General features: G+C 70.2%; 20 protein-coding genes. 11 read left to right on the top strand and 9 right to left on the bottom strand.

Translation table 11 applies throughout. From position 1 onward, the window contains the following. Positions 1–155: 155 nt before the first annotated feature. A complete protein-coding gene (locus IMZ11_RS19845) occupies positions 156–416 on the bottom strand; it encodes a hypothetical protein (protein WP_061260529.1) in 261 nt (86 codons plus the stop codon). Positions 417–755: 339 nt separating this feature from the next. On the opposite strand from IMZ11_RS19845, the gene IMZ11_RS19840 reads away from it, so the two are divergent. The 4 genes from IMZ11_RS19840 (at position 756) to purU (ending at position 5,903) form a co-directional block, all read left to right on the top strand. After that, a complete protein-coding gene (locus IMZ11_RS19840) occupies positions 756–2,351 on the top strand; it encodes an XRE family transcriptional regulator (protein ID WP_228643589.1) in 1,596 nt (531 codons plus the stop codon). Beyond that, the gene (locus IMZ11_RS19835; RefSeq protein WP_061260526.1) at positions 2,348–2,851 is read left to right on the top strand and encodes a GNAT family N-acetyltransferase; all 504 of its coding nucleotides are present in this window, start codon (positions 2,348–2,350) and stop codon (positions 2,849–2,851) included. Before IMZ11_RS19840 ends, IMZ11_RS19835 begins: the two co-directional genes overlap by 4 nt. 244 nt (positions 2,852–3,095) lie before the next feature. Further along, a complete protein-coding gene (locus IMZ11_RS19830) occupies positions 3,096–4,985 on the top strand; it encodes a tetratricopeptide repeat protein (protein ID WP_228643587.1) in 1,890 nt (629 codons plus the stop codon). A gap of 69 nt (positions 4,986–5,054) precedes the next feature. Continuing rightward, on the top strand, positions 5,055–5,903 hold the full coding sequence (purU, locus tag IMZ11_RS19825; RefSeq protein WP_061260523.1) for a formyltetrahydrofolate deformylase: 849 nt from the start codon (positions 5,055–5,057) through the stop codon (positions 5,901–5,903). Positions 5,904–5,913: 10 nt separating this feature from the next. On the opposite strand, the gene IMZ11_RS19820 is transcribed toward purU, so the two are convergent. After that, positions 5,914–7,971: a prolyl oligopeptidase family protein gene (locus tag IMZ11_RS19820; protein WP_228643584.1), complete on the bottom strand. Its 2,058-nt coding sequence runs from the start codon at positions 7,969–7,971 to the stop codon at positions 5,914–5,916. Between the two features lie 316 nt (positions 7,972–8,287). Between IMZ11_RS19820 and IMZ11_RS19815 the strand changes: the two genes are divergently transcribed. Together IMZ11_RS19815 and IMZ11_RS19810 are read left to right on the top strand one after the other, a co-directional pair. Next, the gene (locus IMZ11_RS19815) at positions 8,288–8,797 is read left to right on the top strand and encodes an HNH endonuclease (RefSeq protein WP_061260520.1); all 510 of its coding nucleotides are present in this window, start codon (positions 8,288–8,290) and stop codon (positions 8,795–8,797) included. A gap of 12 nt (positions 8,798–8,809) precedes the next feature. Beyond that, positions 8,810–9,637: a GNAT family N-acetyltransferase gene (locus tag IMZ11_RS19810; RefSeq protein WP_228643582.1), complete on the top strand. Its 828-nt coding sequence runs from the start codon at positions 8,810–8,812 to the stop codon at positions 9,635–9,637. An 11-nt stretch (positions 9,638–9,648) separates the two neighbouring features. Here the strand turns inward: IMZ11_RS19810 and IMZ11_RS19805 are convergent, their stop codons facing one another. Further along, positions 9,649–10,836 (bottom strand): MFS transporter, encoded by a 1,188-nt coding sequence (locus IMZ11_RS19805; protein WP_228643580.1) that lies wholly within the window; start codon positions 10,834–10,836, stop codon positions 9,649–9,651. A gap of 128 nt (positions 10,837–10,964) precedes the next feature. On the opposite strand from IMZ11_RS19805, the gene IMZ11_RS19800 reads away from it, so the two are divergent. Further along, the gene (locus tag IMZ11_RS19800) at positions 10,965–11,414 is read left to right on the top strand and encodes a MarR family winged helix-turn-helix transcriptional regulator (RefSeq protein WP_228643578.1); all 450 of its coding nucleotides are present in this window, start codon (positions 10,965–10,967) and stop codon (positions 11,412–11,414) included. A gap of 21 nt (positions 11,415–11,435) precedes the next feature. Continuing rightward, positions 11,436–11,645 (top strand): zinc ribbon domain-containing protein, encoded by a 210-nt coding sequence (locus tag IMZ11_RS19795; RefSeq protein ID WP_082777529.1) that lies wholly within the window; start codon positions 11,436–11,438, stop codon positions 11,643–11,645. A 6-nt stretch (positions 11,646–11,651) separates the two neighbouring features. On the opposite strand, the gene IMZ11_RS19790 is transcribed toward IMZ11_RS19795, so the two are convergent. From IMZ11_RS19790 to IMZ11_RS19780, 3 genes are all read right to left on the bottom strand, one after another. Further along, positions 11,652–12,134, bottom strand: a complete 483-nt coding sequence (locus IMZ11_RS19790; RefSeq protein WP_228643576.1) for a YafY family protein — start codon at positions 12,132–12,134, stop codon at positions 11,652–11,654. Positions 12,135–12,304: 170 nt separating this feature from the next. After that, on the bottom strand, positions 12,305–14,143 hold the full coding sequence (gene ilvD, locus IMZ11_RS19785) for a dihydroxy-acid dehydratase (protein WP_228643574.1): 1,839 nt from the start codon (positions 14,141–14,143) through the stop codon (positions 12,305–12,307). Positions 14,144–14,209: 66 nt separating this feature from the next. Next, complete coding sequence (locus IMZ11_RS19780) at positions 14,210–14,914, bottom strand: nuclease-related domain-containing protein (RefSeq protein WP_228643571.1); 705 nt, start codon at positions 14,912–14,914, stop codon at positions 14,210–14,212. Between the two features lie 259 nt (positions 14,915–15,173). On the opposite strand from IMZ11_RS19780, the gene IMZ11_RS19775 reads away from it, so the two are divergent. Genes IMZ11_RS19775 through IMZ11_RS19765 form a run of 3 tightly spaced genes read left to right on the top strand, consistent with a single transcriptional unit; the run spans position 15,174 to position 17,305 of the window. Continuing rightward, on the top strand, positions 15,174–16,595 hold the full coding sequence (locus IMZ11_RS19775; protein ID WP_228643569.1) for an amidase: 1,422 nt from the start codon (positions 15,174–15,176) through the stop codon (positions 16,593–16,595). A 51-nt stretch (positions 16,596–16,646) separates the two neighbouring features. Continuing rightward, entirely contained in the window at positions 16,647–16,940 is a 294-nt protein-coding gene (locus IMZ11_RS19770; protein WP_061260503.1) for a hypothetical protein, read from the top strand. 5 nt (positions 16,941–16,945) lie between these two features. Beyond that, on the top strand, positions 16,946–17,305 hold the full coding sequence (locus tag IMZ11_RS19765; protein ID WP_228643567.1) for a DUF5130 family protein: 360 nt from the start codon (positions 16,946–16,948) through the stop codon (positions 17,303–17,305). On the opposite strand, the gene IMZ11_RS19760 is transcribed toward IMZ11_RS19765, so the two are convergent. From IMZ11_RS19760 to IMZ11_RS19750, 3 genes are read right to left on the bottom strand one after another with little or no spacing between them, the layout of a single operon-like run. Then, entirely contained in the window at positions 17,302–18,276 is a 975-nt protein-coding gene (locus tag IMZ11_RS19760) for a hypothetical protein (RefSeq protein ID WP_228643565.1), read from the bottom strand. The two genes, IMZ11_RS19765 and IMZ11_RS19760, sit on opposite strands and share 4 nt — an antisense overlap. Before the next feature lie 25 nt (positions 18,277–18,301). Further along, a complete protein-coding gene (locus tag IMZ11_RS19755; RefSeq protein WP_228643563.1) occupies positions 18,302–19,720 on the bottom strand; it encodes a DUF2207 domain-containing protein in 1,419 nt (472 codons plus the stop codon). A 2-nt stretch (positions 19,721–19,722) separates the two neighbouring features. Further along, a complete protein-coding gene (locus IMZ11_RS19750) occupies positions 19,723–20,274 on the bottom strand; it encodes a LemA family protein (RefSeq protein WP_228643561.1) in 552 nt (183 codons plus the stop codon). Positions 20,275–20,348 lie beyond the last annotated feature (74 nt).

Raw genomic sequence — 20,348 nt, 5'->3', positions numbered from 1 at the left:
CCGGACGGCGGCATGTCGTGTACGGCCGCGCCTGCCGTACACGAGGATGTGGGGGCCGGGGGTGCACAGCGTCCCGGGCGAGCCGTGTCTCCACGGCCGGCCTCACGGGCCGCTCCGCACCGTGCACTCCACCGGCCCCGCGCAGCCGCGGTGTGCTATTCGCTCACCGCGGCGAGTACTCGGGCGACCTTGCGCGCCGCACCGGCCGGGTCGTCCGCCCGGTGCATCCGCTCTCCCCAGGACCACCAGTAGTCCGCGGCCCTGCACACGACGTTCTCGGCGAGGCTCGTGGCGTTCGGATTGATCACCCGTACGAAGGGGCGGCCGGACTGGGTGCGCACGACCCGGGCGAGAAGGCCGCGGGAGTCGAGTTCGGATACCAGGAGTTCCAGGCGCTGGAAATCGTCCTCCTCCACTTCGGTGTCCTCCTTGGGGTTCGACTGAGCCGATGCGCCGGGTGAGTGTCCCCGCACATTCGGTCCTGGTGGGGTCAAGATGACTCACCAAGCATGAACGGGTCAACGAGGCCGGTCGTCTCAGCGGATAGGCAAACCCCCAAGCAGGTTGAAGAAAACCACCTGCTGAGGGACGATCCTTAGTCAGCACGTTCAAGCGCTTGTCCTGGCCGCGCAAATTCTGGTCCATCATTCATGTGTAGTCGCAGCGCGACAGACACGTTACGCTGCGTCAGCAGATGAGGACCCTTCGGGACACGCGATCGGCAATGCGCGGCCGACCGCGAGAGAGGGGCCGGGATGTCCGGCAGGCAGCACAGGGAGACAGAGATCGCACGGCAGGTCCGGGCCCGAGGCCTGGCCACCGGGCGAGGCTTGGCTCTGATCGCCGACGAGATCCACGTTGCGTGTGGACCGAAGTTCGGCACGACCAAGATCAAAGCGCACCGCCTGTCGAACGGCATCGCACTCGCGGATGTGATCGAACAGGTACGGGCGCTCTTCGAGCGGGACGGAAAGTCCGTCCCCGGGATCGGCGAGACACTTCTGTCCGCCTACGAGTCGGGGCTGAAGAAGCCCGGCCCGGAGTACCTCCACTACCTGTGTTCCGTCTACCGGGTGGAACCGGCCGCTCTCGGCTACGAGGGCCCGTGCATCTGTGGCCACGGCCACGGCATGCCCGGCACGGTCCGCGGCTGCGACTTCGAAGAGGGAATACCTGACACTTCCCCCAATGTGCGTGAGCTGTGGATACAGCCGGACGGCGGCAGCCCTTCCGCGGACGGGGGCGAGGAGGACGAGAACGTGCTACGGAGGACGCTGCTGAAGCTCCTTGCCGGCACCGGCGGTGTGACGCTGAACGACCAGGTGCTCGGTGCGGTGGAGAACATACGACGACACATGGACGAGACGATGGCTTCGGCCTCCGTCTCGCCCGGCATGCTGGACCAGTGGGAGCAAACGACCACCGGCTTCGGCAGGCAGTACATGAACACGCCACCTTTACGCCTGCTCTGCGACGTGCTGCTGGAGTACTCCACAGTGCGCAAGGCGATGGAGCGGCGCCAGCCGGTGGATGTGCAGGAACGGCTGTGCCGCATGACGGCGCAGCTCTCCGGGCTCTGCGGCATGATCATGATCGACCTGGGCGACCACCGCATGGCCCGGTCTTTCTTCCGCACCGGCCGCACCGCCGCGGACGAGACGGGCGACCGCGCGCTGCGCGCCTGGGTGACCGCTCGCGAGGCGCTGGTCCCGCTCTACTACGGCGACCCGCGTGAGGCCCTCACGCTGGCGAAGAAGAGCCGGGACATGGCCGGGCAGACTCCCTGCGCGGCCAGGACGATGGCGCCGGTCGTCGAGGCCAGGGCACTGGCCATGATGGCCGGCAGCACCGGCGCGAAGAAGGACGTCGTCGACCAGGCCAAACGGGCGCTCACCCGGGCCAGGTCGGCGTTCGCGCAGATGAGCAGCAACGACCAGGAGGACCCGGCCTTCGGTTACACCGAGCGCCAGCTCTACTTCTACCAGGGCGACGTCCTGGTCAAGCTGGGGCAGACGCTGGAGGCCGACCTCATCCTGGAGCAGGCGCTCGGCAAATACTCCGGTGAGGACCTGCTCGACCAGACCCTGATCCGGTTCGACCGCGCCCAGTGCCGCCTGATCGAGGGCGAGGTCGAGGAGGCACTCGACATGGGCCGCAGTGCCATCGAGGCGATCGAGCGCGAATATCGCACCGAGCTGGTGATGCGCCCGGCGTACGACCTGCTCAAGGCGGTCCAGGCGAAGTACGGCGAGAGCCCCGCGCTGGCGTCGTTCCGCGAATGCCTCCTTCCCGCCCAGCTGGACATGAGCGAGGTCGCCACGATCGCCGAGCAGGACAGGCAGCAGACGTGACGGGGAAGCTCCGGATCCGGCGATACCGCTGGTCCGACCTGGACGAGGTCTGGGCGTTGCACCAGATCAGCCTCGCCCAGGTCGGCCTGGCGCCGGGTGACGGCGTCTACTACGACGACGACTTCCCACGGATCCACGCCGTGTACATCGTCGACCGGGGCGAGTTCCTGGTCGGCGAGGAGCCCGGCGGGCGGATCGTCGCGATGGGCGGCCTGCGCCGCATCGACGACGAGACCGTGGAGATGTGCCGGCTCCGGGTCCATCCGGAGTTCCAGCGCCGCGGATTCGGAGCGATGATCCTGGAACGGCTGGAGGAACGCGCCCGCGAGCTGGGCTACTCCCTCCTGCGTGGGGACACCACCCTGCAACAGGGCGCCGCCATCGAGCTCTACCGGAAGTACGGCTGGCGCGAGGTCCGGCGTGAGGATCGCGGCGGCAGCGTGGTGCTTTATGGAGAGAAATACCTTACTCCTGTTGTTTCGCCGCAACTAATCAGATAAACCACCCTGCCGGGCCTTGCGGATTACCGTTTTGTGCCAATACTTGTGCCTTGTCACGGAAAAGAGGCACGATGAAAAAGATCATTGTCCGCAAGCCCGGCACGGTGCGGCTCACCGGAACGTCGAGTGTGATTCACAAGGGGTGACGAGGAACCCCCGGCGGAATTCCCGCCATATCTGGGTTCGGGGGACACTTTCCCGCGATCGCCTGGCCGCCCTCCAGGCCCTGGAACTTCCTTCGCCCGTGGCGCCCGTGATCAACGGGCATCGACGGTTGCGCGGGCCGTACACCATCGGTGGCGCGGTGCTGCGCGCACTCGTCCCGGCCGCGCTGGAGCGTTCCCCGGACCTGGTGGCCGCGCACAGTGTCGAGATCCGGGCCGTCGCCCCCGATCTGCGGCGACTCGTGCGGGCCCGCGAGGAGTCCATCGGCGCGCGCCTGCACGAGGACGAGCGGATCCTGGTGCCCGCCCCCCGCCGGACGCTGCGCCTCGCCAACGGCATCGCCGAGTTCGTGAGGGACTGTCTGCAGGGGCCTGGCGCGCTGCGCGTCGACAACATGCATGAGGCCGACCCCACCGATCGTGAACTGCTGGCCGTCCTCATGCGCAGGGTCCCCGACCTCGTCGTGGCGCTCGGCGCTCCGGAGCCGCCCGTCAGGTGGAGCGAGGAGCTCGTCCTGAGCGGGGCGCCTCCGGTGGACGGGCCGCCCGAGGACTACATCGCCTCGGACGGCACCACGGACGATCCGGAGGCGTACGCGGCCTATCTGGCGCTGTCACCCGGCGACCGGGCCAGGGCACACGACCAGAGGGCGGCCGAACTCTCCGACGACCACCTGCTGGGTGCGGTGCCGTACCACCGTGAACGGGGCAGCGATCAGGGCGCAGCGGTGTCCGCGCTGTGGGCGGCGGTCGACCACTGCGTCGGCGAGGGGTTCCTGCATGCCGTGGCCGAGCTCGGCCCGCGCGGGCTCCGCCTGGCCGAGCCGGGTTCCGACCTCTGGTGGCGTTTCACCCACCGTACGGCCACCGCGCTGGCCGGGATCGGCCGCCGCGACGAAGCGTTCGAGCTCTACGAGTCCGCCCGGCGGACCAGCGTGGACCCCGCCGTCCACGCCGCGGCCGCGTACGGCACGGCCATGCTCGACGCGCGCGACCCTGACCCGGCACGGCGTGACCTCGGCAGGGCCACGGGGTGGATCAACGAGGCGATCGCGGTGTCGGCGCTGCTGCCCGATCGCCGGGAGAGGGCGTTCAAGCTCGGCTTCGACCGCAACGGTCGCGCGCTGATCGAGCTGCGGCAGGGCCGGATCGAGGAGGCCATGCGCCTGGTGGAGTCGGCGATCGAACTCGCCGAGCGGGATCTGCCCCCGGACGCGCATCCCCTGCACCGGATGGTCCTCTTCGCCAACCGGGCCCAGCTCCTGGCGCGGTCCGGCAGGAACGCCGACGCTCTACGGGACTTCGATCGGGCCATCGCGATCGATCGCGGCTTCCCCGACCACTACCTGGACCGCGGCAACCTGCTGCTCGCCATGGGCCGGCCGGACGACGCGCTCGCCGACTACGAGACCGCGATCAGAGTGAGCCCGCCTCTTCCGGAGGCGTACTACAACCGGGCCGAGCTGCACCTGTCCCGTGGCGACCTGGAGCGTGCCCGCGCCGACCTGGACCACGTGCTGGAGCTGGACCCCGTCTTCCTGGACGCCTTCGTGAACCGCGCGGGTGTCCTGGCGATGCTCGACGAGCACGAGGCGGCCCGGCGGGACGTCGAAGCCGGCCTGGAGATCGATCCCGGCAACCCGCATCTGCACGGCGTGCTCGGCCAGATCGAGACCGCCGCCGGGAGGTACGCCGAGGCGCGCGCGGCGTTCGACGCGGCGCTGGCGCGGGATCCGGCGATCGGCGGCGCCTGGGCGAACCGGGGGATCCTGCGCTACCAGACCGGTGACCTCGACGGCGCCGTGGCGGACCTGACGCGGGCCATCGAGCTGGAGGAGGACGCCGCGCTGTACGCCAACAGGGCCATCGCCCTGCGTGACCTGGGCCGGTTCGACGAGGCGAAGGCCGACCTGGCGCGGGCACATGAGCTCGACCCGACCACGGAACCCGCCGCCGGGGTGGAGAACTGAGCCGCCGCCAGACGAGCGGTATCATGCTCAGTTCGAGGCGAGAGCGCCAAAGAACCCAAGGATCAAGGCATGACTGCTGACTATGTGCTGACCCTCTCCTGCCCGGACCGCCCCGGAGTGGTCGCCGCCGTCTCCGGGTTGCTCGCGCGGCACGGGTGCAACATCACGGAGAGCCAGCAGTTCGGCGACCCCGTCGCCAACCGCTTCTTCATGCGCGTCCAGTTCACCGGTGGTCTTCCCCTCGACGACCTGCGTACGGCCTTCGCCGCGCTGACCCCGGAGTTCGGCATGGATCTCCAGCTGTTCGACCAGGCGGTCAAGCCGCGGGTGCTGGTGCTGGTCAGCAAGTTCGACCACTGCCTCAACGACCTGCTCTACCGGGCGCGCTCGGGGCTGCTGGACATCGAGATCGTCGCCGTCGCCTCCAACCATCCCGACCTGCGGCCGCTCACCCAGTCGTACGGGATCGACTACCACCACCTGCCGGTCACGCCGGAGACCAAGCCGCGGCAGGAGGCGGAGATCCTCGCCCTGGTCGATCACTATCAGGCCGACCTGGTGGTGCTCGCCCGCTACATGCAGGTGCTCTCGGAGGACCTGTGCGCCAAGCTGGCCGGACGAGTGATCAACATTCACCACTCATTCCTGCCGTCCTTCAAGGGCGCGAAGCCGTACCACCAGGCCTACGCGCGCGGCGTCAAGCTGATCGGCGCGACCGCGCACTATGTGACGCACGACCTGGACGAGGGGCCGATCATCGAGCAGGAGGTCGCGCGGGTCAACCACACCCACTCGCCCGACGACCTCGCCGCGATCGGCCGGGACCTCGAACGCCAGGCCCTGGCCCGGGCGGTCCGGTGGCACGCCGAGCATCGGGTGCTGCTCGACGGCCACAAGACCGTCATCTTCCCCAGGTAACCCCTCCCGGTCAGACCAGCCCGGTGTGCCGGGCCAGGAAGGCGAGCTGGTCCGCCGCCAGTTCGACGGATCGGCTCACCGCACGCGCGCCGTGCCCGACCTCGGTCTCGTTGCGGAGCAGGACCGGCCGATCGGCGGCCTGGGCGTGCTGCATCGCCGCCGCCATCTTCCAGGCGTGCAGCGGGTGGACCCGGGTGTCGGAGCCGAAGACCGTGAACAGCGTCGCGGGGTAGGCGACCCCCTCACGGACGTGGTGGTACGGCGAGTAGCCCCAGAGCCAGCCGAACTCCTCCGGCACGTCCGCGGAGCCGTACTCGACGTTCCAGGTCGCGCCGAGCCCGAACTTCTCGTAGCGGATCATGTCCAGCAGCGGTGCGGAGCAGGCCACGGCGGCGTACAGCTCGGGCCGCTGGGTGAGCGCGGCCCCGACCAGGAGACCACCGTTGGAACCCCCGGAGATCCCGAGCCGGTCGGCCGTGGTCACGCCGGTGGCGATCAGGTGCTCTGCCGCCGCGTGCAGGTCGTCGAAGACGTTCTGCTTGTCGCCGAGCATGCCGTCACGATGCCACTGCTCGCCCTGTTCCCCGCCGCCGCGCAGTTGGGCGATGGCGTAGACCCCGCCCGCCTCGACCCAGGCCAGGATCGCCGCGGAGTAGCCCGGGGTCATGGTGATCCCGAAGCCGCCGTAGCCGTACAGGATGGTGGGCCGGGGGCCGGAACCGTCACGGGAGATCACCAGCATGTGGACCTCGGCGCCGTCCTTGGACCGGTAGACCACCTGCTCGGTGGTGACCGAGGGCACCTCCACCGCTCCCGGAGAGGCGGCCCAGAGCGTGGTCTCGCCCGTACGCGCGTCGAACCGGCGGATGCTCGGGGGCGTGGTGTTGTCCGTGTAGGAGAACCATGCCTCGTGGCCGCCCTCGGGCCGCTCGGTGATGCCGCCGATGGAGCCGAGCCCCGGGGTCGGCACCTCGCCGATCCGGACGCCCGTCTCCAGCGAGTGGATCGAGATCTCGGAGATGGCGTGCCGGGTCCAGCCGGCGAGCATGACCGGCTCGTCCAGGTCGTCGAGGATCGCGAAGTCGGAGAGCACGGCCTCGGGGTCCTCGGGGATGAGGTCCCGCCAGTTCTCGAACGCGGGGGTCTCCGGGGACGTCACGCAGATGCGGGCACGCGGCGCGTCACGGTCGGTGAAGACGTACAGCCGGCCGTCGCGGCCGAAGTACAGACCCGTCTGCGCGTCGACGTCCTCCTGGACGGTGACCAGTTCGGGCGCGTCGTACGGCGTGGCGGACAGGTCGGCCACCCACAGGTCGTTGCGCGGGGCCGTGCCGCGGGACGCGGAGACGGTCAGCCAGCGTCCGTCACGGGAGACCGAGACGTTGTAGTAGTTCGTCTTCTCCAGCCCGTCGCCGAAGATCAGCACGTCGTCGTCGGGTGAGGTGCCCACCCGATGCAGGTAGACGCGCCGGTGGAACTGCTCCTCGCCCTCGGGGACCTCGGACGGAGCCAGCTTGCGCACGTAGTAGAACGCCTCACCGCCGGGCAGCCACGCGATGGGGGAGTAGCGGCACCGGTCGATCGGGCCCTCGATGACCTCGCCGGTCGAGACGTCCATCACGTAGAGCCGCGACTCCTCGTCGCCGCCGACCGAGATCTGGTACGCGAGGCGCCGGCCCTCCTTGTCGGGCTGATAGGAGTCCAGCGTGGTCAGCCCCGACGCGTCGAGCGCCATCGGATCGAGCAGCGCCCGCTCGCCCCGCTCGTCCGCGACGTACAGGACGGCGTGCTCCTGCTCCGGGGTGCGGCGCATGAAGAACCGCAGGTCGCCGCGCCAGGTGGGCGGCCCGACCGAGCCGGACTTCAGCAGCGCGGCGACACGCTCGCGGAAGGCCTCGCGGCCCGGAAGCTCTGTGCTCTTGAAGAGGACGTCCTGCGCGTCCAGCCACTCCTTGGTGGCCGGATCGTCCGCGTCCTCCAGCCAGCGGTACGGGTCGGGGACGGAGGTTCCGTGCAGGTCATCGACGATGTCGTCACGCTGGGCGGGTGGGTAGGACTGTCGGGTCATGCCTCGCACTTTAAGGCAGGTCGCCGACAGGAGCGTGCGGCTCGGCGGGAGTAAAAAGAGCCCCGAAAGGGGATAAACAGCAACAGGCGTCCCAATCGTGAACCTCGCTCGCGCTTTATGGGGTGGCGGATGGGCCGCAGCAAAGGCCACACTTTGGTGGAGGGCGGTGCCGTGGTGACCATCCGCTGGACCGTCCGGCGGAGGTCCCTGTGACGGAAGCACCCGGGTCCCAACCGACGGGACCACAACCAGGGCGCACAGCTGTGCTCCCGCGCCATCTCATCCCGGCTCCCGAGATGGCGACGGAGGTCGGCTGATGCGCCAAGTACTCCTTCTCAACGCCACCTACGAACCGCTCACCACGCTGTCCCTGCACCGGGCGGTGATCCTCGTCCTGCGGGACAAGGCGGAGGTCGTGCACCGGGACGGCCGGGGCGCCGTGCTCCGTTCGGCGTCCCGCACGCTCGACGTCCCGTCCGTGATCCGGCTGAGACGCTATGTCCGCATCCCCTACCGGTCCCGTATCCCGCTCACGCGGGCCGCGCTCATGCGGCGGGACGACTTCCGCTGCGCGTACTGCGGCCAACGCGCGGAGACCATCGACCACGTCATCCCGCGCTCCAAGGGAGGCCCCCACACGTGGGAGAACTGCGTCGCCTCGTGTATGCCGTGTAACCACCGCAAGGCGGACAGGTTGCTGGAGGACCTGGGGTGGACGCTGCGCGTCGCCCCGGTGGTGCCACGCGGCGCCCATTGGCGGCTCATCGGAGCACAGCTCGACGGTGATCCGCAGTGGGCGCCCTACCTCGCCGAATCCGCCGCCTGACGCCGGATCCGGATGATCGACGGCCTGACCTGGACGTTCACCGCCGACGCGGAGGTGTACGCGGCGGCAGCCGAGCCCTGGCTGCTCCGTGACCCGGTGCGCAACACGGTCCTGCTGACCGTGCTCCGGGGTGTGCGGAGCGGCCAGTTCTCGGAGGATCCGCTCATGGCGTGGCGCACCGAGGGCGGCTCCGTGGAGGGGGCGGTCATCCATACCGCCCCCTATCCGCTGCTGCTCGGCGTCGTGCCCCTGGACGCCCTTCCGTCGCTGGCGACCGAGCTGATCGCCCTCGGCAGATCGCTGCCGGGTGTCACCGGTCCCCTCGACCAGGCGGAGGCGTTCGCCCGAGCATGGTGGGAGCCGGAGCGGGGCCGCCGGTCCGAGCGCCTCTACCGGCTCGGTTCCCTCGTCCCGCCCTCCGTCCCCGGAGTCGCCCGTACGGCAGTCGTCGCCGACGCGCGGCTGGCCACCCAGTGGTTCCGGGAGTTCCAGGAGGAGGCCGACGTGGACGTGGCGGCCGACGCCACTCCCGTCGTCTCCGCCAGGATCAACAGGAACGAGCTCGTGTTCTGGGAGGACGGCGGCCGTCCCGTCTCGCTCGCCGGCGTCTCGGCGCCCATCGCCGGGATGTCACGCGTGGGGCCGGTCTACACCCCGCCGGCGCTGCGCCGCAGGGGGTACGGCGCGGCCGTGACGCACGCCGTCACCCGTAAGGCGTTGGACGAGGGGGCCACCGAGGTTCTGCTGTTCGCGGACCTGGCCAACCCACGGTCCAATTCCGTCTACCAGGCGCTGGGCTACGAGCGGGTGGCCGACTACGCCAGTCTCCGCTTCCGCTGACGGCCCGGGGCTCAGACGGGCTGGGCCTCGCGCCGCCGGATGCCGGTCACCGCCGTGGCGCGGCGGTCGAGCAGCCCGGAGATCACGGCCACGCCGAGCGCGGTCGCGGCGAGCAGGGCGCCGACCCAGTTGGGCGCCGTGTAGCCGAGCCCGGCGGCGATGACCAGCCCGCCGAGCCAGGTGGCCAGCGCGTTACCCACGTTGAAGGCGGCGATGTTCACCGCGGAGGCGAGCGTGGGCGCGCTCCTCGCGTTGTCGAGCATGCGCGTCTGGAGTGGCGCGACCGTGGCGAAGCCGAATCCGCCGAGCAGGAAGATCGTGATCATGGCGGGAATCCGTGCCTGCGATGTGAAGGTGAAGATCCCGAGGACAACGGCGAGGCCCGCGAGAGTGCCGTAGAGGCTCGGCATCAGCGCCCGGTCCGCGAGCCGCCCGCCCAGCAGGTTGCCGATCACCAGTCCCGCCCCGAAGAGCACGAGCAACCAGCTCACCGCGCCCTCGGAGAACCCCGCGACCTCCGTCATCATCGGCGCGATGTAGGTGAACGAGGCGAAGACGCCACCGAAGCCGAGTACGGTGGCCGCGACCGCCAGCCACACCTGGGGATTACGGAACGCGGCGAGCTCCGCGCCGACGTGGGCCGTCTCCGGCCGCCGGCCGCTGGGAACGAGCGCCGAGATGCCGATCAGGCCGAGGACGCCGAGCGCGGTCACGACCCAGAAGGTGGCACGCCAGCCGAAGCTCTGCCCGATGAAGGTCCCCATGGGGACGCCGATGACGTTGGCCAGGGTGAGGCCGGTGAACATCAGCGCGATGGCGCTGGCACGCCGGTCCGGCCGGACCAGGTCGGCCGCGACGACGGAGCCGACTCCGAAGAAGGCCCCGTGGGTGAGGGCCGCCACGATCCGGCCGGCCAGCATGATCCCGTACGTCGGCGCGAGCGCGGAGAGCGCGTTGCCCACGATGAAGATCGCCATCAGGGTGAGGAGCAGGTGCTTGCGCCGCATCCGGGTGCCCAGGACCGTCATCGGCAGGGCGCCCGCGGCGACGGCCAGCGCGTACCCGGAGATCAGATATCCGGCCACGGGGATCGTGACGTGGAAGTCCGACGCGACGTCGGGCAGCACGCCCGCGATGACGAATTCCGTGGTGCCGATGCCGAACGCGCCGATGGCCAGCGCGATCAGGGCGAGTGGCATGAGCCCTCCAGTGCCGTGCGACAAGTACAGGCGCCGACAATAATTGCACGCGCCTGATATTTGCAAACGCGGGCTATTGTCGTTGTGGGCTATATTCGGGACGGCGGCAACGGACAGGGAGGCGCAGGATGGCGATCTCGGATGACGCCGTGGAGGCCCGCGCACAGGGCTGGCGCGTTCTGGCGGCGCTGCACGCCCGGCTGGAAAGCCGCATCGAGCGGGCTCTGCAGGCCGGACACGGGCTGGGGGTCAGCGAGTACACCGTGCTGGACGTGCTCGCCCGGCAGGACGGCTGGCACATGCGCATGCAGCAGCTCGCGAACGCGGTGGTCCTGAGCCAGAGCGCGACGACGCGTCTGGTGTCCCGGCTCGAAGGTCAGGGGTATCTCACCCGCTATCTCTGCGACACGGATAGGCGCGGCATCTACACCGAGGTCAGTGAGGCCGGCCGGAGGCTGCTCGCCGACGCGCGCTCGACCCATGACAGGGCACTGCGCGAGGCGCTCGACGAGGCGTTCGATCTGCCCGAGTTGCGGCCGCTGGTCCAGGCGCTGACCCGGCTCGACACCACCGCCTGATCGAGGCCGTACGCTACGGGCATGCCTCGTTATGACTATCGCTGCCGTGCCTGCGGATCGACCTTCGAGCTGAACCGGCCCATGGCCGAGGCGAACGCCCCGGCGTCCTGCCCCTCCGGGCACGAGGACACGGTGAAGCTGCTCTCCACCGTCGCCGTCACCGGCGGCGCCGCCGCCCCGCGTCCCAGCGGCGGCGGCGGCGGTTGCTGCGGTGGCGGTTGCTGCGGCTGACCGGCCCTACGCCGCCTTGCGGCGCTGGAACGGGAGGTACCGCTCGGGAAGGTGCGGGCGGGACGGGAGGTCGGTGGGTTCGACCGCGACGATGCGGTCGAACCGGAACGCCCGGATCCCGCCGCGCATGCGGCACCAGCCCACGAGGTACCAGTAGTCACGGTGCGCCAGGCAGGTGACCGGCTCGATGTCGCGCGTGGTCATCCGTCCGGCGGCGTCGTGGTACTGGATCCGGATCACCAGCCGGGCGGTGATCGCGTTGGCGATCACCCGCGCGCGCCTGGCGACGTCGGTGGCGAGCGGGGTGGTCAGGGTGGTCAGAGTGGTGGCGATGACGTCGTCGTCCAGGTCGAGATGCTGGAACGCGTGGCGCAGCCCGCGGCGGGCGGTGACGGACTGCGGGCCGGCCCCGAGGTGGGCCAGGGACAGGGCCAGTGCGGCGAGCTCTGCGGTCGTCAGGGATTCGGTGTTCCTAATGACGTTGGCCATACCAGAATTTTAGATCTCAGGACTGACATTTTTCGAACGCGTTGTCGGCGGCGACGGGAATGTACCTCCCAAGAGACCCCGTACAGCCGGCCCTCTGAACGCCGAAGGGGATCGAGGTGGTCGCCTCGATCCCCTTCGATGAACGTGAACGGTGATGACCTGACGCGGCCCTAGCGCGAGAGCTGCGAGAGATCGCGCGAAGCGCCGGTGGAGGCCGAGGTCGTCAGCGCGGCATAGGCCTGGAGCGCGGCGGACACCGGGCGCTGGCGGTCACGCGGACGGTAACCGCCGAGCTCGGCGAGCAGCTTCTCGCGACGGGCGGCGAGGTCGCTCTCGGCCACCTTCAGCTCGATGGACCGGCCGGGGATGTCGATCTCGATGAGGTCGCCGTTCTCGACGAGCGCGATGACGCCGCCCTCGGCCGCCTCCGGAGAGGCGTGGCCGATGGACAGACCGGACGTGCCACCGGAGAAACGGCCGTCGGTGATCAGCGCGCACGCCTTACCGAGGCCCTTGCCCTTGAGGAAGCTCGTGGGGTAGAGCATCTCCTGCATGCCCGGGCCGCCCTTGGGGCCTTCGTATCGGATGACGACCACGTCACCTGCGGTGACCTTGCCGGTGAGGATGCCGTCGACGGCGTCCTCCTGCGACTCGAACACGACGGCGGGGCCGGAGAACCTCCAGATCGACTCGTCCACGCCGGCCGTCTTCACGATGCAGCCGTCCGGGGCGATGTTGCCGTACAGGACGGCGAGGCCGCCGTCCTTGGTGTAGGCGTGCTCGGCGTCGCGGATGCAGCCCTCGGACCGGTCGAGGTCGAGCGAGTCCCACCGGGCGTCCTGCGAGTACGCCTTGACGGTGCGGACGTTGCCGGGTGCGGCGTGCCAGAGCTCGATCGCGTCCTCGCGGACGTCGGGGGACGTGGGATCCCAGGCGGAGAGGTAATCGGTGAGCGAGGAGGCGTGGATGCTGTGCACGTCGCGGTGCAGCAGCCCGGCCCGGTCGAGCTCGCCGAGGATGCCGGGGATGCCTCCGGCGCGGTGCACGTCCTCGACGTGGTACTTCGCGGTCGCGGGAGCGACCTTGCACAGGCAGGGCACTCGCAGCGAGAGCTCGTTGATCTCCTTGAGGCCGAAGTCCACACCGGCCTCGCGGGCCGCGGCGAGCAGGTGGAGGATCGTGTTGGTCGAGCCGCCCATGGCGACGTCGAGGGCCATGGCGTTCTCGAACGCGTCGCGAGTGGCGATGCTCCTCGGCAGCACCGACTCGTCGTCCTGCTCGTAGTAACGCCGGGCGATCTCGACGACCGTTCGGCCGGCATCCTCGAACAGGGCCTTGCGCGCCTTGTGCGTGGCCAAGGTCGTCCCGTTGCCCGGCAGGGCCAGGCCCATCGCCTCGGTGAGGCAGTTCATCGAGTTGGCGGTGAACATGCCGCTGCAGGAGCCGCAGGTCGGGCAGGCGTTCTCCTCCATCTCGAGGAGGGCCTCGTCGCTCACGCTCTCGTCGGCCGCGGCGATCATCGGGTCGATCAGGTCGAGCTTGCGGCCGGGAGTCTTGCCGGCCTCCATCGGGCCGCCGGAGACGAACACCGTCGGGATGTTGAGCCGGAAGGCGGCCAGCAACATGCCCGGGGTGATCTTGTCGCAGTTGGAGACGCAGATCAGCGCGTCCGCGCAGTGGGCGTTGACCATGTACTCGACCGCGTCGGCGATGAGCTCGCGCGAGGGCAGGGAGTACAGCATGCCGCCGTGGCCCATCGCGATGCCGTCGTCGACCGCGATCGTGTTGAACTCGCGGGGGATGGCCCCGGCCTCGCGCACCGCGGCGGCGACGACGTCGCCGACCTCGCGCAGATGGACATGGCCGGGGACGAACTGCGTGAAGCTGTTGGCCACCGCGACGATGGGCTTCCCGAAGTCACTCCCGGCTACACCGGTCGCCCGGAGCAGGGCCCGGGCACCGACCATGTTTCTGCCGTGTGTGACCGTACGAGACCTGAGGGCTGGCATGACGTCGCTCCCATCGAAGACAGTGAGTCCTCAAATGGTACGGCCGCCGCCGGGGAAACCTGACCCTCAGCTCTCCGGATAACGGGCAGGCAGGACGCGCTCCGCGGCCCGGTAGATGGATTCGATCTCCGCCGTCGTGAGGGACTTCTCCCGCTTGGTGATCCACTTGCGGACCAGGCTGCCGGAGAAGACGTCCACCTCGCGTACGTTGAGGATCCGCCACGGGATGGCCGGCCCGTAGATCGCCAGTGAGGGGACCACTGGGATCTCGCGGCCGAGGGCCTTGCCGATCAGCTCGCTGGCCTGGGACGCCTCCCAGCGCGCCTCGTCGAGACGCGGTTTCTGGTTGAACGGCCCATGGAACAGCTTGCGGTGCGACTGCACCCGAACCGGCAGCCGCTTGTCCCACTTCTCGGAGTCGACGGCGTACACACCGGTCGGGCCGATCACGAGATGGTCGATCTGCGCGTCGCTGCCGGGGACGGCGCGGGCGTGGAGTGTGCGGTAACCGCCGCGTTCCAGCCGTTTGAGCTGGGCCTCGGTGCGCCGCTCCGCCGCCGAGGGACGCCGCCACGCCGGCACGGAGGAAACGCTCCTCGCGCGGTACGCGGTGTCGGCGATGGCCGCGACGATGGCGGCGGTGAGCCCGATGCGCCAGCCGCCGAGCAGGAACCCGACGACCACACCGGCGGCGAGGGCGATCAGAGCGCGTCGCCGAAGGTGGTGGTATTGGGGCTGCCGGACGAGACTCTTCAGCGAGGCCCGCTCCACCGGGGCGTATGTGGACGCAGGAGCTTCAGGCTGCGTCGAGGGTCGCTCTGACGACTGGTCACTCACCCAGATCGGTGACGTATCGTGACCGTCTTCTGGCGCTAGGCCGGTATCCACATCACTCACGGTAGTTGAGCTCTCGGCGGGTTGCCTAGTGTTGGGTGGTTCATACTTTTGTGGCTGGCTTCATCGGATTGGCGGGCCCGACAGATGGGTATCGTCTCTAGATATCTTCGCGCCGCGGGCCTACCGTTTGGTAGTGGCCCACATTCACGATCTTACTGCGCTGGAGCAGGCGGCAGCCGTACGAACCCGGGAACTGTCGCCGGTCGAGATCACCGAGCACTATCTGGAGCGAGCCGATCGGCTGGACGGCGAGGTGGGCGCCTTCGTCACCCTCACCGCGGACCGTGCTCTGGACGAGGCGCGCAAGCAGGAGGCGCGGGTCCTGGAGTCCACCGACCCGCCTCCGTTCCTCGGCGTGCCGATCCCCATCAAGGACCTCAACCTGGTGAAGGACGTGCCGATCTTCTTCGGCTCCGCCGCCTATGAGGGCTTCACCGCGCCCGTGGACGACAGCGTCGTCGAGCGGCTGCGCGAGGCCGGCACGATCATGCTGGGCAAGACGAGCACGCCCGAGTTCGGGCTGCCGTGCTACACCGAGACCGCCGTGAGCCCGCCGGCGCGTACCCCCTGGGACCTGTCGCGGTCGGCCGGCGGGTCGAGCGGGGGCGCGGCCGCCGCGGTCGCGGCCGGTCTCGCCCCGGCGGCGCAGGGTAGCGACGGCGCGGGCTCCATCCGCATCCCCGCCTCGGTGTGCGGCCTGTACGGCATCAAGCCGACCCGGGGTCGCATTTCGTTCGCGCCGATCATCCCTGACCTCGCGGGCCTCTCCACCAATGGCCCCATTTCACGAAATGTCGCCGACGCGGCGGCGTTGCTGGACGTGATGGCCCACAACAATCCCGGCGACCTGTACTGGGCCCCGCCGCCGCAGCGCGGCTCCTTCTCGGCCTACGTCGGTGCCGACCCGGGCCGCCTGCGGATCGCGAGATACGCCACCCCGGTCGTGCCCGACGCGGACGTGCACCCGGAGGTGTTGGCCGCGTACGAGAGCGCGTCGGCGGTTCTCGAGTCGCTGGGACACGAGGTGGTCGACATCGCGCCGCCGTTCGGCCCCGACGTGGTGCCCGAGTTCGTGAAGATGTGGTTCACGTTCGCCTGCATGCACCCGGTGGCCGAGGGCATGGAGTCCCGGCTGCGCCCGCTCACCGCGTGGTTGCGGGAGCGCGGGTTCGCGACCCCGGCGCCGGACTTCCTCAAGGCGCAGTCCGCCCTGCAGCTCGCCACCCGTTTCGCGTTGCTCGTCACCGACGAGTACGACGCCGTGCTGACGCCCACCGTCACCCGGCCTCCGGCCCCGGTGGGCTGGTTCGAGGACGTGGACACGCCGGAGGAGACCTTCGAGCGGATGAAGCGCTTCGCCCCGTTCGCCGCCCCGTACAACATCAGCGGGCAGCCGGCGGTCAACCTGCCGCTGTACTGGACGCCGGACGGCCTGCCGATCGGCGTGATGCTGGCCGGCAGGTTCGGCGACGAGGGGACGCTCATCTCGCTCTCGGCCCAGATCGAGGCGTCCGTAGGAGGTTTCTGGGGCGAGCGCCGCCCGCCGATCTGGTAACACGCCGAGGGCGGCTCGACCCGCTCTCACGTGCGGAGTTACGTTGATGAGGTGCACAGTGCGCTTCAGATCGCCGGATTCCTCATCGGGGTGTCGATGGGACTGTTCCTGCTGATCACCGTGCTGGTCCTCGCGCTCGGGCGCCCGGCCAGGAGCCGGAGCGCCTCGGACGGGGTGGTCTGGTTCGGTGGTCCCGGGAAGACCGAGCACGGCGCCGACACCTCCATCCTCGTGCTCACCGGTCGGCCGCCGCACTGGCTGCCGTCCACCGACGTCCACTGGAGGGCACTGGCCAGGGCCGCGGAGCCGCGCGCCCATACCGGTGGCGCCTCCGCGGGGTGGTGATGGCCGTGCGGGCGCTGACCTCATTGCAGAACGACGACATCCGAGCCGCGCTGAAGGCCGCCGAAGCCCGCACCGGGCTGCGCTTCGCCGTCTACATCGGGCCGGCGGAAGGTCCGAGGCGGGAGTACGCCGAACGGCTCCACGCCGCGCTGGGCGAGGTCGCCGAGCGGGCCGTGCTCATCATGGTGGACGTGAACGACCATGGCCTGGAGATCGTGACGGGAGAGCGGGCCAGGAGGTTCATCCCGGACGGCGAGTGCCGCCTCGTGGCCGTCTCCATGGCGGGCGCCTTCGGCGCGGGCGACCTCGTCGGCGGTCTCGTCACCGGCATCGCCGGCCTCGCGGAATGCGCCGCGCGGGTCTAGCGCTCCTCGAGCAGCTTCACCAGGTGGGCCGACACGTCCGCCAGCAGCGTGGCCGGCCGTACGGGCGAGGCCGCGACGGCGGAGAACAGAGCCGGCAGGCCGGGCAGGGCGAAACCGTCCTCCTCGGTGGCCCGGTGACCGACGTCGTTCTTGTCCAGCGCCGAGCGGCTGCGCTGCCACGCGTCCAGGACCTCTTCGGGGGACGGCACGCCGAACCCGTGGCCGACCGGTGCCGCATGGCGCAGCCGTACGAGCGGGGTGTCGGCGAAGGCCAGCGCCACGCGGGCGCGGAGCGCGAGATCGTCCGGGTCGGGCACCCAGTCCATGGCCGTGCAGGGTGTGCGGCATCGGGCGACGCAGGTGGCGAGGGCGCCGGCGACCTGGCTGTGCTGCCGGTCGAAGTAGGCGCGCCAGCCCTGGCCGGGTTCGAGCGCCACGCGGAGCGAGCGCTCGACCGCCGACTGCTCGGATCGGGTGTGGTCGCAGTCCCGGTCACCGATCGACCCGAACCTGCTGTCCGGCGCGCGCAGCCCCTCGGGCCAGCGCACGGGGTCGCCCGCGTGGCCGAGGGCGGGCTCGAAGGCGAGCAGGGGGAGATACTCGCTGGCGATGTGGACCGCCGAGATCATGGCGCTGAGGTCACGCCGCTTCCAGCGGATCTCGATCACTTCGAGGAGCAGCGCGTACGAGGGGCGCAGCGACTCCAGGGCGCCGCGCGGCTGCTCGCGGGGCGTCTGTGGCATGTGGCAGGCCCGGGCGCGGCGGCGCAGGTCACCGGGGACGCTGCGGGCGTCGTTCTCGTCGGCGAAGTCCTCCGCGTCCAGGGTGAGCAACCGCTGGCCGAACTCGCAGACGGAGGCCACCGCGTCGGTGACCTCACCGGGACCGAGCACCTCGGGGACCAGCGCTCCCACATCACCGAACGAATACCGCTGCGCGAGCGCGATCAACAGGTCCCTGGCCGACTTCACCGAATCACCTTCTCATGGGCCGCCGTCACTCCTGTCCGGGGTCGAAGATCCGGACCTCTCCGAGGTTCTCCGGCGCGTCGATCCGGTGCTCTCCGGTGTCGTCGTACCTGGCCGTCCCTTGCAGCCGGGAACGCTCGACGACCTCGATCGCGTCGATCCAGCCGAGCTTCCTGCCGACGCGGGCGCGCACCTTCTCGCCTTCCGAGAGGGGATGCCACATGGCGGCGCTGATCCCGTACGCCTTGACCTCGCGAGCCCGGCCGTCGTCGATCGCGCACCAGTAGGCGTACTTGGGGTCGTTGTTGCCCTTGGTGCCGGCCTGGAACCGGCGGAGCCGGACGATCTGGCCCTGGATCTCGGCCTTCCCGGTAAGGTCCATGATCGCGTAGACCAGGGGCACACCCGCCACGACGGCCCCGACGGCGAGGAACCCGGGCCGGACGAGCGTGTCCGGCCACAGGTCGACGGCGGACAGGACCAGCAGCACGATCCAGGTCCAGAATCCGGCGAAGAAGCCCGCGACCAGAGCGTAGAACAACATCGGCAGCGGCTCCCTCGCCCACAGCAGGCGCCGGGGGTAGCGGACGTCCACCACGTGCCACATGCCGCCGTAGTCGGACCAGGCGCGCCTGTCGTCCGCCGGAACGCTGACCGGGAGACTGGTCACGGCACGCGGCGCGAGGCCGAGCGCCGCCGCGTAGGCGAGGTGCCGGCCCCAGATCGTGACCGACGCGGCGGGCTGCTCGGAGAACCTGCCGGTGCCGGCCAGATGCTCGCGCACGCCCAGCCACTGTCCCGCGGCCTCGGCGCCGCGCCGCGTCCCGCGCTCGCCGTTGAGTCGGCCCATCAGCGCCACGAGCGCGCCGAAGGCCAGGATGCCCGCGCCCAGCCCGCCGTCGTGCTCCTTGTCGCTCACCGTCACGGCGACGGCGACCGCCACAGCGGGTACGGCCGCCGCCGCGGTGAGCAGCACGGCCTGCGCCCTGCTCCACCGGGATCGGGACAGGCCCTCGGCCCTGGCTTCCGCGATGACCTTCTTGCGGAAGCTCTTCCACCACCGGCCGAGGTTCCGCGAGCCCTCGGCGAGCGCGCCGGTCGCCACCACGCCGTCGACGGCGAGTGATCGGACGTGGTCGTAGACGAGCTTCTCGTACGGCCTCAGGTCGCCGGGGTCGCGGCGGAGCCGTACGAGGGAGAGTTCGGGCCCGATCTCCTCGATCCGTACGGCGCCCCTGGCGGCGAGGTCGAGCAGCGTGGCCGAGGTGGCCTCGTCGCACAACCGCCAGTCGCCCGTGATCAGGTCGACGACGGCGGGGGAGTGCGCGGCGAGCTCGGCGGTCGGCGGGACCGGCACGACGTCGGGGTTGCGGGTGGCGACGGCCAGCGCCGCCAGGAGCAGCAGCCAGAGCGCGACGGCCGCCGCCGCGGCCAGCCAGGGGAGCACGGCTAGAACCGCACCTGGACGGAGCCACGCTCATCGCCGGGGGCCTGGAAGTACTCGCGGGCGGCGAATCCGGTCATGCCCGCGACGATGTTGGCCGGGACCGTCTGGATCGCGTTGTTGTAGGTGAGGACCGCGTCGTTGTAGTACTGCCGGGAGTAGGCGATGCGGTTCTCGGTGTCCGACAGCTCCTCCTGGAGCTCGGAGAAGTTCTGGCTGGCCTTGAGGTCGGGGTAGGCCTCGGCGAGCGCGAACAGGCTCTTCAACGCGCCGGAGAGCGCGTTCTCGGCCGCCGCCTGCTCACGGGGCGTCTGGGCGCCGACCGCCTGCGAACGCGCCGCGACCACGGCTTCGAGCGCCTGCCGCTCGTGCGAGGCGTATCCCTTGACGGTCTCGACGAGGTTGGGGATCAGGTCGTGGCGGCGCTTGAGCTGCACGTCGACCTGAGCCCACGCGTTGTCGACCGCGCCGCGTTTCCTGACCAGGCCGTTGTAGAGGGATATCGCGGCGAGCACGAGCAGCACGGCCACGACGGCGACGACGATGAGCGTGATCACGGAGGGCCTCCTGGGGGTCGGGCACACGGTAGACGCGGCCCGCCGCGCTGTAAACGGCTCGACTTCGCAATGTC

It is taken from the genome of Microtetraspora sp. AC03309 (assembly GCF_020826795.1).
GTDB lineage: Bacteria > Actinomycetota > Actinomycetes > Streptosporangiales > Streptosporangiaceae > Microtetraspora > Microtetraspora glauca.
Note: the sequence above shows the minus strand (reverse complement) of the source record. Positions and strands in the feature narration are given on the sequence as shown.